Source organism: Bacillus sp. mrc49 (assembly GCF_002803435.1).
The window spans coordinates 222,839-236,127 of record NZ_PHNG01000800.1 but is presented as its reverse complement, the minus strand read 5'-3'; the positions used below and the strand labels follow the sequence as shown (position 1 = coordinate 236,127).

Sequence of the window (13,289 nt, the reverse complement as noted above, 5' to 3'; positions counted from 1 at the left end):
CATATAAGGGAAGCGGCTTTAAAGAAGCGGTGAAAGTAATCGGCAGGTGGATTCAAGTATTTTCAATCCAAAGTTCCGCTTGGAAAACGTATCCATTTCCACCTCTTGAGAAACCTTCAAATCCTCCACAAAATCATTAACAAGCTGTTGGGTGCTCTCCGTTCTGTAGAGAAAGGCATTGACCTCGAAATTCAAATGAAAGCTTCTCATATCCATATTGGTTGTCCCGATCGAAGCCAACTGACCATCAACAATGATGATTTTACTATGCATGAAACCCTCACTATATTGGAATATGCGCACCCCCGAAGCAAGCATTTCCGGAAAATAGGTTCTCGAAGCATGGTATACGATCCGTTTGTCAGGGTTCATCGGCACTAGCAGTCTGACATCCAGACCACTTAAAGCGGCTACCTTCAACGCTTGAAGGATATCGTCATCAGGAACGAAATAGGGGGAAGCAATCCAGACAGACTTTTCTGCCGAAGTGATCATCTTGAAAAAAATGCTTTTGATGACCGTCCACTCACTGTCCGGACCGCCGGCAATCAATTGGACTCCGCCATGATCATCAAGGGGCGGCATGTCGGCCATAAGATATTCATCCGTTAAAAAGCTATGGTTGGTGCTGTAATACCAATCCTGTAAAAAAATGAGCTGTAAGGTCCGGACCGCTTCTCCTTTTACGATAAGATGAGTATCACGCCAATAACCAAATTTTGAATCGTGACCCAAATATTCATCTCCGATATTGAGGCCGCCCACGAATCCGACAGAACCATCAATCACAATGATCTTTCGATGGTTACGAAAATTGAACGTATTGTTTAAAAAAGGAAGCTGCAAAGGTCCAAAAGCGACCATCTCGACTCCAGCCTGCTTAAGGTCATCGATATAGGAACGAGCCAGCCGCCAGGAACCAACCGCATCATAGAGAAAACGGATTTCCACCCCTTCACTCGCCTTTTGCAGCAAAACATCCTTTAACGTACAGCCGATGCCGTCATCCCTAACGATGTAATATTCCAAATGAATATGATGTCTCGCCTTTTTTAATTGTTCGATAATATTGAAAAATGTCTCTTGACCGTTCCTTAAAATCCGCGTTTCAGTTGCAAATGAAATGGGACTATTCCCCAGCCTATTCGCAAGGGTGATTAACTGCTGTGAGCTTTCGCCCATTTCCTTTATCCGTTCGTTATGTTCCGCTTCGCCGCTTATTTTCACGAAAGATTGCTTATTCAAGAAATACTTCTTGCGAAATATCCTGTCTTTCCTGAAATTACGGCCAAACAAAAAGTAAAAAATGCAGCCGAGAAATGGAAAAGCTCCAAAAACAACAAGCCATGTAATCGTTTGGGATGGATTCCTATTTTCAAGGAAAATGACAAATCCAATTATCGTCAAAAAAAGGGTCAAAGTAAGGCTTGAATAAAAAACAAATCCGCCATTGGCTTCATTCATAAGGAAAAACCAAGGGCAGACCAACAAGAGGAAAAGCAGGGTGATGCCCACTATATTCTTCACATAAGCTACCTCCAATTAACTAACGCAGGCACATAGGTGGAAAAGGCCGATTTCAACTGAAATCGGCCTCAACATTTAGGCGAAATATTTATCGACCGTTGAGAATACATCATTTTCAATAACTATTTTCCCGTACTCTTCAAGCATATGCACCGTTATTGGTGACTCCTGGCTGTATTCCAATAAAAGGCTTAGAACATTATCGATTTCTTCCTCGTCGATTTCCGCCTCGGAAAACTCGATATATAGATAATATTTATTTTGATAAACATAAAGTTTCGTTGTCCAGTCATCCAAGCCATGACGCTTGCTTAATGAAATGACATCTTCGAAATCTTCGAAAGTTGTAATGAACTCAATCATACCGTCTTCGAATGTCATGCCGCTTTCTTCATCCTTACCATGAAAATGTTGATCAAGAAGCGTATCCATCTTATCCGATACATTCAAATCCTTTAACTTATCATCTGAAAGAGGCAGCTCGAGTTTTTGACCATCCTTGGCAAGCTGGGCTTTTGTGACCAATACTTCCAAGCCTTTTTCAAGAGCTTGAACCTGAATCCATAAAGGTCCTTCAATCATGAATTCTTCTTCTTGATGCACTTCATCCATCATTTCCCAAAAAAGTTCCTCACTTCTCTCACGGCTGTACCAAATTTCTTCGCGATCGAAGCCTCTTTCCTCAATATCTATATAGGAAATATAAAATTTAACTGTATCGTCATTAATGCGTTCGATTTCCATGATTCCCCTCTCCCTTCCTTTCTCATTTTGAAGGGATAATAACCCCCAAGCGAAAATTGCCCTTAAAGCTCTTTACCCGTAAGTGAATACTCTAAATCATGTTAGTCAGTTGAACAGACTATTTTACATCATTTTATGACAAAACCTTGAAGAAGGGAAATAAAAAACATTACTTATCTAAAAAACAATTGTTTGCCTAATATTCCATTCATTCTATAAAAAAATTCATCGGCATGCAACTCTCACCGTGCACCCCGTCATTTTCCCGCACTGCCTTATGATGCCCAATATATACAAGATGAGGTGCACCTCATTCATCTTTTATCTTTAAATGAAGACTGAATATAGGATATGCCCGGAAACACCAAACATCCACTTTTGACTAAGAATCGATAATTGTACCCGATTACAAAGGGAAAAAGCGAAAAAGAATCGATTATGTATAAAGAAAAAGCCCTGCACAATTCCTGGCAGAGCTTGAAAGACCTTTTTATTAGTTGACCATGCGCTGTGCTTCACGCAACTGGAAAGTACGGACTTTACGCGGTAAAAAGCGTCTTATCTCATCTTCGTTGTAACCAACTTGAAGCCTTTTTTCGTCAAGGATAATCGGACGTCTCAGCAGCCCAGGATTTTCCTTGATCAATTTATATAATTCTTGAAGAGGCAGGCTCTCTAAATTCACATTTAACTTTTGAAAGGTTTTTGACCGTGTTGAAATGATTTCGTCGGTGCCATCTTCAGTCATTCGAAGTATTTCTTTGATCTCATCGATCGTTAACGGTTCTGAAAAAATATTCCGTTCTTTATATCCAATCTCATGTTCCTCTAACCATGCTTTTGCTTTTCTGCATGAAGTACAACTAGGTGATGTATATAATGTTACCATGTTTACTCACACTCCCTAAATATAGAATCGGTGATCTATGAGGGGAAATCTACTATTAGTATTCATAAGTACCACTCTAATTTGAAATAATTTTAAATAAGTATTTCATAAACCTTATTATACACTATTTTATTTAAAATGAATACCCTTTTTGATATTTGAAAAAACCCTTTAAATCTTCTCGTTTTGCCTGTACTATAGCTTTTTCTGATTTTTATGTAATACATTATCAATCCATTTTCCTAATTGAAAATACCAGGCTGTCATTCTCATTTAACTCTCAATTCGGCCCTCATATTTTTTACTTTCCCTTTACTTTTATCTACCCCCTTTCCCTTTCAATAAACAAAAGCCTTTAAATATATTTTCTTTAATGATGACCAAATCCCTGCTTTCATGTAAAAAACGCTTCTTTTAGCACACACTCTTCAAAAAGTAAAAAAAAGGAATTCGAAAGCCCCAGAAGGCAGCGACATATCCATCCGAGAAGCTATACATATTCCATTCTTTATAAAAAATGACAGTGGCTGCAGAAAAAAAACCTTGTTTCCTGATATCCGCTCCCTTTCCGCTTAATTTTTCGGCCGGCTTCCCTCTTTTTTTACAAATCAAAGGGCCGGTGAATGACCGGCCCTTGTCTTTATACTTCCATCTCTTTAAAAATATTCGTTTCCTGCTTGGCATTCAGGCTCAGAACGTCCTCGACATTTTGATAAGACTTGCCGTAAAGGTCGTCATCTTTGTAGGTATGGATTTCAGAATAGATTTCTTTCATGAAATCGAATACGTCTTCCTCTCCAACTGAGGGATCTGACGGCCAATATAGGATTTCCATCGGGGTATTCTCCATGGTGGCAAGCGATTTCCTGCTGTAGGTGATCGAGGAGGCGTGTTCGAATCCTTCCCTTTTATAAAACCGCAGCCTTTTAAAGGAATCGTCATCATTTTCTTGGATAGGCTCCACTTCCAATAAAATCGTTTTTTCTTTCGCTTGCAGTTTTTGAATCAATTTCCTTCCCAAGCCCTGCCCCCGTGAATTCTTGGATACAAATAGATAATCGATGAATATAAACTCTTCTCCTTCAACATATAATAAAACATGGTCAGGCCCTTCATCTTTTATATATATTTCTTTCTTATCCTTCAATAGGACGTCTATATGCTCTTTGGACTTCATTTCCTCGATAGGGAAATATTGATTTAATTTTTCATACCAATTCATGATTCCATCTCCTTTTCACTTGTTTTTACTTTCAATGCTTTCTCTTATCCACTACAATAGAATCAATAACAACTTGAAAATATTAGGAGGGATGTAATGATCAGTTACTTTACGGACTTTATTTTGGTCGCCGCTTGCGTTATTGGCATTACGGCAGTGAATGGCGTTGTGACGAATGCTGTCGGCGAAAAATGGTTTGGCGGGAAACGTCACTCTCATATTTTCGATCAATCGAAACGAATTCAGTCAGGGTGGAATAAAGTTGGCGGGAATAAAAAGCGGTAATCCAGAGAGAAAAAGGATGACCGAAATGCTTTTCTTCCGGTCATCCAATTTTCATGGGGTATAGTCGACTCCCTTTGTATAGCGGTTTGCTGCATTCCACAATAGATATTCATTAATCCCGTTATCGTTCAACGCTTTTATTTGGGCTTCGACTTCTTCCTTGCCATACTTTTGATAATTTCCCTCTCCTAAATAGGAAGCGGTGAAATCTTGAAGCCACGGCCTTGAAGTAGGTGGGGTTTTCAATTCCTTCAGCTTCCCTTTCTCCAATTTCGCATATTCCTTAACGAGGTCATAAGGCTCCAGGTCAGGTTTATCTATGCCAAAATAAGATGTCCAATGACTTGGATAGATCATTGAGGAGATGACATCTACATTCTCGGAAATTTTCGTGAAGTTTTGGCCGATACCTGGTGCTTCAGGCAGGGTAGCGGTATACCCGAAAATATCCACCGATACCTTCACTCCATATGGCTCCAAACGCTTCTTCGCATAACTTACGAAATCCGTCACGGCCTGAACACGTTTAGCTGTATGATCCACTTTCGCCTCATCATATTCACCCATATCATACTTCAAGTCGTCTTCCTTATTCTCGAACCCTTCGGGAAACCGGACATAATCGAATTGGATTTCCTTAAAGCCCATCTTTGCCGCTTCAATGGCAATGCCGACATTATAATCCCATACCTCTTTTAGGAAAGGATTAACGAAGGCCTCGCCCCGGCCATTTTTCCATACCTCTTCACCATCTTGAAAGGACCATTCGGGCTTCTCTTTAGCCAAAAGGGAATCCTTGAAGACAACGACCCTGGCAATCGGATATATTTTTTCATCCTCAAATTTCTTCAGCATTGCCTTTGGATCTTTTATGTAGTCTTTACCAATTCCAGCATATGGAGAATCGGAATCTTTGGCTTTATACGTAATGTTACCCCAGTCATCCTTAATATCAACGACCATCGCATTCAAATCGGTTTCATCTACATATTTAATAAGTTCGTTCAGTTTACTGCCGCCCGCTGCCGGTCCGGTGACATATATTCCTCGCACTGCATCCGGATAATCGAATTTCAAACCCGAATCAAAAACAAAACGAGGTGCATCCACAGGCAGTTCTTTCGTTTCTAATGCCACCTGCCTCGTTTCATTCACGCTTTGTGCATGGACAGGCTGTTGAACCAGGAAAAGGCAAACACCTGTCATCAACCATTTACTCATTGTTTTCATATCCTCCACCTCACTCGCCATCAATCTCAATTTTCTACAAAAACAAAAGACCCCTTTCTTTAATACCACAATGATTCAACATTACTCCTCTATATTATAAAAAATTAATAAAACTCTGCCACACAAAATTACCCGCCTATAAAAACCCAGCCCTCCACAGGATGGAAACTTCGCATGAAATGCGTTCTCTTGTGTGTAGCCTTCCCTAAAATCATCCTGACATTGTGCAATACAGAAAACGGTTTGATTTTCCTTTAATTCTGCCATTTATCAAATCGAAATAGGATGAGCATAAATTAAAACTAAAATCATTTGTCATGATACTTCTTGCCGATTGGATTATACATTTACTATGAATAAATGCTAAAATACAGGTATAGTGGACATTTCGTATTCTCAGAAATAGCATCGATACAGGCCTAATGGCCCTCCACGAGATTTAAATGATCGTTTACCTTCATGGACGGCCATTTCTTTCAAAGAAAAGTGGATTCATTTTCTATTTATCCTTACAATAATGAAGAGCGAATATCCATTTATCAATAAACGCAATTAGAGGAGTGACTAGCAGTTGAAAAGGATTTTCTCCGGCATACAGCCATCAGGTTCGGTAACGTTAGGTAACTACATCGGAGCCATGAAACAATTCGTGAAACTACAAAATGAATATGAGTGTTTCTTTTGTATAGTTGACCAGCATGCCATAACCGTTCCACAAGATCGCCTGAAATTAAGGCAAAGCATTAAAACATTAGCTGCTTTATACTTGGCCATCGGCCTTGATCCTGAAAAGAATACGATCTTCATTCAATCAGAGGTGCCAGCACATGCTCAGGCAGGCTGGATTTTGCAAAGCATTTCCTATATCGGGGAACTGGAGAGAATGACACAATTCAAGGATAAATCATCTGGCAAGGAAGGGGTATCGGCTGCACTGCTTACATACCCGCCACTGATGGCTGCCGACATTCTCCTTTATGGTACCGATGTTGTTCCGGTCGGAGAAGATCAAAGACAGCATCTTGAATTGACAAGGGATTTGGCTGAAAGATTCAACAAAAAGCACAACGAGATTTTCAAGATCCCTGAAATAAGCCTGCCTACAGAAGGGGCAAGAATCATGTCGCTTCAAGAGCCATCCAAGAAAATGAGCAAATCCGATGCCAATAAAAAGGCTACAATTGCCTTATTGGATGATCCGAAGCAAATCGAAAAAAATATTAAGAGCGCAGTTACCGATTCCGAAGGTATTGTCCGCTATGATAAAGAAAACAAAGCAGGAGTTTCCAACTTGATGTCGATTTACTCCATCTTCAGCGGGAAAAGCTATGCAGAGATTGAAGGGATGTATGAAGGGAAAGGGTATGGCGACTTTAAAAGCGATTTGGCTGAAGTGGTTCTCGCCGAGATCCTTCCCATCCAAGAACGTTTTAATGAATTGATCGATTCACCTGAATTGGATGAAATCCTTGATCGCGGAGCAGAAAAAGCGAACAAGGAAGCCAATAAAATGATCAGAAAAATGTATAATGGCATGGGACTTGGCAGAAAAAGATAAAAGAACAAGACGAACGTCCCTGTCTGTAGACGAAAAGGTTTCGGAATGATATCATTCCGAAACCTTTTTGTTCTTATTGGAAATAAAGCATTTAGAGACGGTTGATCACACACATGGTGATCCTTTCGAAGAACCCTTCATTTGTTCAAAGCTGTGAATTGGGGGGCTGATCCAGCTTGAATGGAAAGGCAACAGCTTTGAAATTCCAGGATTCCCAGTCACCTGTTCTACAAAAAAGAGATGCTCATCATGTGTAATTCTAGATGTTACTAACTACACTAACCCGTTGCTGTTTAGTAACGCATGTAATCAAAAAGCGCGTGCCCCCTGCCTAGAAATGAGGGTCTACGTGGGCCCCCGCAGGCGATAAATACGCCGAGGAGGCTCACGGGCCGCCTCTGGAAAAGGAGTGCCTGCAGTGCATGAAACGCATGATACAAGTCCTCAAAACTGTGGGAAATTTAAGCGTATTCACGCATAGTGGAATGGAACGCAAGGCGCGAGACTCCTGCGGGACATGCGCGTCTACGTGAGACCCCGCAGGCAAAAAGCCGAGGAGGCCTCACGGACCGCCCGCGGAAAGCGAGCAACTGCAGTGCAATGAAACGTTCATGATACAAGTCCTCAAAACTGTGGGAAATTTAAGCGTATTCACGCATAGTGGAATGGAACGCAAGGCGCGAGACTCCTGCGGGACATGCGCGTCTACGTGAGACCCCGCAGGGCTGAAAGCCGAGGAGGCTCACGGACCGCCCGCGGAAAGCGAGCAACTGCAGTGCAATGAAACGTTCATTATACAAATCACTAAAATTGTAGGCAATGACAATACTAGCTTAGTGTTCACTCAAAGTGCAATAAAAAAAAGACGATCCGCACCGGATCGTCTTTTCTTGAAGTATTTCTATAAAATCGATGGGCTATCGCCAGCCTCCACTTGCCAAAGCTTTTCAAAAAAAGGCTGCCCCTTCACCAAGTTTTCGCACAGTTGAAGGTGCTTATCCGACCAGCCCTCCTTCATTTCTTCATATAACTCAAGCCAAGCTAGTTGAAACTCCATCTCTTGAATGCTCTCATATTTTTCAGGAGCCCATTCTGTATACCAATAACGAATTTCAGCGGTGTTTTTCGCCGTAAATAATTGATCCATCGCCATGAAAAGTAATTGTTTCAGCTGTCTTTCCTTTCTAGTCAAACCATTCATGAATAAAGGTGACGGCGATAAAATGTGATATTCTTTTTCAGATGTAGGTTTTTCAGTAAATGTGTAATCCAGGACATCATGATTTTCTATCATGTCATAAACAATTTGTTCCTGGCGGGGAATAATTCTGCTTTTCCTGATCGGAATATGATAACCTATCGTATCAACAGCTAGAATCCCATTTCCATCAGTTACGATAAAACAATAGTCAAGCTGAATTCGTTCATGATTTTTTCTTGCATATGCTTTTTGATACACATCATTCAGCAACGGCTTAGGCAATTCTGACAAGTCATTTTCTATGTAGTCGAACAATGTTGCCGACACTTTCAACAAAGGAACTTGATCTAACAGTTCAATCCCATCATCCTTCCTCCATTCGTGAAAATGGCAAATGTTATAGCCGTTTTCTTCTCCTTCAAACCAGTTAACCCATACATCATGAAGATATAGCATCATTCATCCCTCACTTAAACAAATTTCTGTTTGTCACTCAGTATAGGCAGGAATCATACAATTTATTCCTATTCCAAAAAAACAGCTTAAAGAAAAAAGAACGGATAGATTCGTTCTTTATAAGAATTCTTCAGATTGAACGATGAATGATTTTTTCACAGAAAGTTTTTCGGATTTCCCCACTAAATGAAAGCCGCTGCAGTATCCTAGCATATGCGGGTATCCTTTTTGGCCAAGCAGAAGGATATCATGCAGGGGGTCCGTGCGCTTTATCGTGTGTTTCCCTTCCAGATGCTTGCTCCAAAACTCTTGCAGTTTATCTTCCTGATATAACTTGGTCCATCTAGCTAGATATTTGGCACCCAAATATCTCTCGACTGTTCGTTCAGCGAGCCCTTCCATGATCATCGTGTCGAGAAGCGTAAATTCTTTCTGTTCCTTCTCTAAATGATGCAATCGGCAGATATGATGATATTCATGAATCAATACAGCCTCCATTTCCTTGTCGTCTATATCTAGGTCATAAAAAAGAAACAATTTATCTTCAAATGCCAACCCTGATTTCGTTTCATTCTTTTTCTTCCACATCCCGGAAGACATCAGCGGAAAAATATATATGGGCACATCTGGCCCTCCCCAGATCTTCTTATAAGATGTAAATAGATTTTGAGTTTTTTCCCACGAATCATTATCTTGTAAAAATTCCCAAGTTAATTTAGTCCTTTGATTCGGAGAATACATGCCGTGCTTCAATAAGTGCTGATAAATCACCTCTCCATCAATCGAATTGCGGAACGTACTTTTAAGTCTTTCCATCATCTGTACCGGGCGGTTGAAATCCTTCCTCAGCCATTCATCTGTTGAAATAACTCCCATTTTCCTGCACCCCGCTTTTTTGACTATCTTATGATTTCAAAAAACGGTTGACACCCCTTCGCATTTACGACTGCATAAAAAAAGAGCAGATCTAAAAAGATCCGCTCCACTTCAATTATTGATATTTCTTGAAAAGAATCGTGGCGTTATGTCCACCAAATCCAAGGGAATTACTGATTGCAGCATTAATTTCGCCTTTTCTTGCTTCATTCGGAATATAGTCCAAATCACATTCCGGGTCTGGCGTTACTATGTTGATGGTTGGCGGCAGAATGCTATCCCTGATCGCTTGAATCGTGAATATTGCCTCCACTCCACCTGCTGCCCCTAACATATGGCCCGTCATGGACTTTGTTGAGCTGATCGCAAGCTTATAAGCGTGATCGCCAAAGACTTCCTTGACTGCCATCGTTTCATATTTATCATTATACGGTGTACTCGTTCCATGGGCATTCACGTATTGGATGTCTTCCGGGTTCAAACCTGCATCATCAATCGCAATTTTCATCGCTCTTGCCCCGCCTTCTCCACCAGGTGCCGGAGCCGTAATATGGAAGGCATCCCCAGTGGAACCATAGCCCGCTATCTCGGCATAAATCTTCGCCCCTCTGTTCAAGGCATGCTCCAAATCTTCCAGGACGATAATGCCTGCTCCTTCACCGATTACGAATCCATCACGATTCGCATCGAATGGACGGCTAGCCGTTTGCGGATCAGGATTGGTCGATAACGCTGTGTTTGCACAGAAGCCTGCAACCGACATCTTCGTGATTGGCGCTTCCGCTCCACCCGTGATCATTGCATCGGCATCGCCCCGCTGGATGGCCTTAAATGCATCACCAATCGAGTTCGTTCCGGTTGCACAGGCTGTTACCGTACATGAATTGATTCCTTTTGCTCCAAGCAGGATAGATACCTGGCCAGCCGCCATATCCGGGATCATCATTGGTACGAAGAAGGGGCTGACACGCTTATACCCCCTGTTTATAAAGTTTTCATGCTGTGTTTCCAATGTCTCCAGTCCGCCGATGCCAGAACCGATCCATACCCCTATACGTGCAGCATTTTCATCGGTTATTTCTAGCTTACTATCATTATAAGCCATTACGGATGCGGCAATGGCATAGTGCGTGAACCGATCCATCTTGCGCGCTTCTTTACGGTTAATATATGTCTCGATATCAAAGTCCTTGATTTCCGCTGCCACTTTAACGGGGAAATCATCAGCGTTCAAGCGTGTTAATGGCCCTACACCCGATTTTCCCTCGATTATATTCTTCCAGCCTGTTTCTGCATCATTACCAACTGGAGAAATGGCTCCAATACCTGTTACTACTACACGACGATTAGTCATTCGAAATGGCTCCTTCCAATATTAAAAAGTTCGTACGTTTATTTGTCTTTTATTTACCCCATCTAAGGGCGATCGCTCCCCAAGTTAGGCCTCCGCCAAAACCGACCATGATGATCAGGTCATTGTCCTTGATCCTTCCCGCTTCCATTTCTTCCACAAGGGCAATCGGAATGGACGCCGAAGAGGTATTTCCATATTTATGAACCGTTTTTGTCATTTTTTCAACCGGAAGTCCAAGGCGTTCCCTTGAAGCTTCCATAATGCGGATGTTCGCTTGATGAGGGACAAGTAAATCTACATCCTCTTTTGTCAATCCCGCTTTATCCAGTACATTCAGGCTGGATTCCCCCATTTGGCGCACAGCGAATTTAAACACTTCACGGCCATTCATGCTGAGGAATTCTCCTTCCTGCATTAGGTACTTCCCGCCAGATCCATCTGCTCCTAATTCGAAGGAAAGGATCCCTTTTCCTTCTGACACAGGTCCAACTACAGCTGCACCTGAACCATCACCAAAGAGAACGGCCGTATTGCGGTCTTCCCAATTGGTTATTTTCGAAAGCTTCTCGACTCCCACGATCAGCACATGCTTGTATGCACCTGTTTGAATGAATTGCTGTGCCATAATCATTCCATACATAAAGCCCGCACATGCAGCACTTACATCCATGGCAGCTGCCTTTTTCGCTCCTAATTTCTCTTGGATCATGCAAGCGACAGTAGGGAACGATTGATCCGGCGTCACTGTAGCTACAAGAATCAAATCTATATCTTCAGCTGAAATTTCCGCATTTTCCAATGCAGCTTTTGCCGCTTCATAAGCCATATCAGAAGTATTTATATCATCATTGGCAATTCTTCTTTCCTCGATACCCGTCCTTGTCCGGATCCACTCGTCAGAAGTGTCCATCATTTTCTCTAAATCCGCATTTGTTAAGATTTTTTCGGGTAAGTAGCGGCCAAGCCCTAATATTCCAGCGTTCATATTGCCATCCCCTTATATTTAATGAGTTATTATAATCATCTATTATTACCTGGTACTAATTTTATATAAAAAATCACTTCCTTGCAAGAGCTAACAGTTTGAAAGTATAAAAGAAACGGATTCCGAGTTCGGTTATGAGCCTATTCCAAGGCGATTTGGGGACATACATTAATAATGGATGGCTCATTTCGTAAAGAATGTTGTTTTTAAACGAATCGATCTTAGGTTGATTGAAGGAGAAACCAACCACACCGCTTTACTTGGTGAAAAGCAACAAAGGATGCGAAAACAGCCTTAAATAATTAATCTGGAAAGGGGGTAATGATCATGGATATCTTCAACCGCAACAATCACAGGACCGAGGATGATCATTTTTCGAATTTGATGTTCGGCAGCAGGAAAGCAGAACCGGAGAAAGATGAATTCGAAGAAGGTGAATCCAGTGTTGATTACATGAAATTGATGCAAAGCGTCGAAACATTGATGGGCTTATACGGGCAATACAAGCCAGTCATCGAGAAACTGAACCTGAGTCCAATGATCGACAAATTCTTGAAAAAGGAATAAAAAAAGCAAGGCTGCCGGTAAATCCGGACAGCCTGCCTTTTTAATTAACGTTGGGCATCTTGCTTGCCAAGCTCATAGGCCTCTTGCATGACGCTTTTGAAAAGCTCCATGAACGGCTCAGCCATCTCCATTGAGAAGGGAATCCCGCTCGCTTCAAGTTTCGCTTTAGCCTCAGGGAAGTACTTCATTGCTATCCCCATAAATTCAAGTGTTTTGTCTGAACTCATTTCCGTTTCCTCCTTACTATTAAAAAATTCACCATTGATCGTTGTGATGCCTAAAGAAAGCTCAATATTATCATAATTCGCCATGTCCCTTTCGTAAAGGGCGTAAATTAAATATCAAAAAAATAGAAGTTCATGGATAAGCTATCCATGAACTTCTATGGTACTCGA

13 protein-coding genes are annotated in these 13,289 nt (G+C 41.4%); 3 read left to right on the top strand and 10 right to left on the bottom strand.

Going from position 1 to position 13,289, the window contains the following annotated elements; translation table 11 throughout:
• Positions 1-18: 18 nt before the first annotated feature.
• The 4 genes from cls to CVN76_RS27445 all read right to left on the bottom strand — a co-directional run bounded on the left by cls (position 19) and on the right by CVN76_RS27445 (position 4,382).
• Entirely contained in the window at positions 19-1,527 is a 1,509-nt protein-coding gene (cls, locus tag CVN76_RS27465; RefSeq protein ID WP_100533834.1) for a cardiolipin synthase, read from the bottom strand.
• A 75-nt stretch (positions 1,528-1,602) separates the two neighbouring features.
• Entirely contained in the window at positions 1,603-2,271 is a 669-nt protein-coding gene (gene mecA, locus CVN76_RS27460) for an adaptor protein MecA (protein WP_061143389.1), read from the bottom strand.
• 493 nt (positions 2,272-2,764) lie between these two features.
• The gene (gene spxA, locus CVN76_RS27455; RefSeq protein WP_034314502.1) at positions 2,765-3,160 is read right to left on the bottom strand and encodes a transcriptional regulator SpxA; all 396 of its coding nucleotides are present in this window, start codon (positions 3,158-3,160) and stop codon (positions 2,765-2,767) included.
• A 640-nt stretch (positions 3,161-3,800) separates the two neighbouring features.
• Positions 3,801-4,382, bottom strand: coding sequence for a GNAT family N-acetyltransferase (locus tag CVN76_RS27445; protein WP_061143023.1), 582 nt, complete (start codon positions 4,380-4,382; stop codon positions 3,801-3,803).
• Between the two features lie 96 nt (positions 4,383-4,478).
• Here CVN76_RS27445 and CVN76_RS27440 point away from each other — a divergent pair, with 96 nt between their 5' ends.
• The gene (locus tag CVN76_RS27440) at positions 4,479-4,667 is read left to right on the top strand and encodes a hypothetical protein (RefSeq protein WP_061143024.1); all 189 of its coding nucleotides are present in this window, start codon (positions 4,479-4,481) and stop codon (positions 4,665-4,667) included.
• A 51-nt stretch (positions 4,668-4,718) separates the two neighbouring features.
• Here CVN76_RS27440 and CVN76_RS27435 read toward each other — a convergent pair whose 3' ends face one another.
• Complete coding sequence (locus tag CVN76_RS27435; RefSeq protein ID WP_100533832.1) at positions 4,719-5,897, bottom strand: putative glycoside hydrolase; 1,179 nt, start codon at positions 5,895-5,897, stop codon at positions 4,719-4,721.
• Positions 5,898-6,468: 571 nt separating this feature from the next.
• Between CVN76_RS27435 and trpS the strand changes: the two genes are divergently transcribed.
• Complete coding sequence (gene trpS / locus CVN76_RS27430; RefSeq protein ID WP_100533831.1) at positions 6,469-7,455, top strand: tryptophan--tRNA ligase; 987 nt, start codon at positions 6,469-6,471, stop codon at positions 7,453-7,455.
• Between the two features lie 901 nt (positions 7,456-8,356).
• Here trpS and CVN76_RS27425 read toward each other — a convergent pair.
• The 4 genes from CVN76_RS27425 to CVN76_RS27410 all read right to left on the bottom strand — a co-directional run bounded on the left by CVN76_RS27425 (position 8,357) and on the right by CVN76_RS27410 (position 12,327).
• Positions 8,357-9,112: a YjbA family protein gene (locus CVN76_RS27425; RefSeq protein WP_061143027.1), complete on the bottom strand. Its 756-nt coding sequence runs from the start codon at positions 9,110-9,112 to the stop codon at positions 8,357-8,359.
• 117 nt (positions 9,113-9,229) lie between these two features.
• A complete protein-coding gene (locus CVN76_RS27420) occupies positions 9,230-9,988 on the bottom strand; it encodes a DUF2268 domain-containing protein (protein WP_100533830.1) in 759 nt (252 codons plus the stop codon).
• Between the two features lie 115 nt (positions 9,989-10,103).
• A complete protein-coding gene (fabF, locus tag CVN76_RS27415) occupies positions 10,104-11,342 on the bottom strand; it encodes a beta-ketoacyl-ACP synthase II (protein WP_061143028.1) in 1,239 nt (412 codons plus the stop codon).
• Positions 11,343-11,391: 49 nt separating this feature from the next.
• Complete coding sequence (locus tag CVN76_RS27410; protein WP_100533829.1) at positions 11,392-12,327, bottom strand: beta-ketoacyl-ACP synthase III; 936 nt, start codon at positions 12,325-12,327, stop codon at positions 11,392-11,394.
• 327 nt (positions 12,328-12,654) lie between these two features.
• Between CVN76_RS27410 and CVN76_RS27405 the strand changes: the two genes are divergently transcribed.
• Positions 12,655-12,894 carry a hypothetical protein gene (locus CVN76_RS27405; protein ID WP_100533828.1) on the top strand — a complete coding sequence of 80 codons (240 nt, stop codon included), beginning with the start codon at positions 12,655-12,657 and terminating at the stop codon, positions 12,892-12,894.
• A 44-nt stretch (positions 12,895-12,938) separates the two neighbouring features.
• Here CVN76_RS27405 and CVN76_RS27400 read toward each other — a convergent pair whose 3' ends face one another.
• Positions 12,939-13,121 (bottom strand): ComZ family protein, encoded by a 183-nt coding sequence (locus CVN76_RS27400; protein ID WP_034314525.1) that lies wholly within the window; start codon positions 13,119-13,121, stop codon positions 12,939-12,941.
• Positions 13,122-13,289: the final 168 nt, after the last annotated feature.

Coding starts and splice junctions, on each gene's coding strand:
- mecA (WP_061143389.1), bottom strand. CDS start 2,271: ATGGAAATCGAACGCATTAATGACGATACAGTTAAATTTTATATTTCC.
- spxA (WP_034314502.1), bottom strand. CDS start 3,160: ATGGTAACATTATATACATCACCTAGTTGTACTTCATGCAGAAAAGCA.
- CVN76_RS27445 (WP_061143023.1), bottom strand. CDS start 4,382: ATGAATTGGTATGAAAAATTAAATCAATATTTCCCTATCGAGGAAATG.
- CVN76_RS27440 (WP_061143024.1), top strand. CDS start 4,479: ATGATCAGTTACTTTACGGACTTTATTTTGGTCGCCGCTTGCGTTATT.
- CVN76_RS27435 (WP_100533832.1), bottom strand. CDS start 5,897: ATGAAAACAATGAGTAAATGGTTGATGACAGGTGTTTGCCTTTTCCTG.
- CVN76_RS27425 (WP_061143027.1), bottom strand. CDS start 9,112: ATGCTATATCTTCATGATGTATGGGTTAACTGGTTTGAAGGAGAAGAA.
- CVN76_RS27420 (WP_100533830.1), bottom strand. CDS start 9,988: ATGGGAGTTATTTCAACAGATGAATGGCTGAGGAAGGATTTCAACCGC.
- fabF (WP_061143028.1), bottom strand. CDS start 11,342: ATGACTAATCGTCGTGTAGTAGTAACAGGTATTGGAGCCATTTCTCCA.
- CVN76_RS27410 (WP_100533829.1), bottom strand. CDS start 12,327: ATGAACGCTGGAATATTAGGGCTTGGCCGCTACTTACCCGAAAAAATC.
- CVN76_RS27405 (WP_100533828.1), top strand. CDS start 12,655: ATGGATATCTTCAACCGCAACAATCACAGGACCGAGGATGATCATTTT.
- CVN76_RS27400 (WP_034314525.1), bottom strand. CDS start 13,121: ATGAGTTCAGACAAAACACTTGAATTTATGGGGATAGCAATGAAGTAC.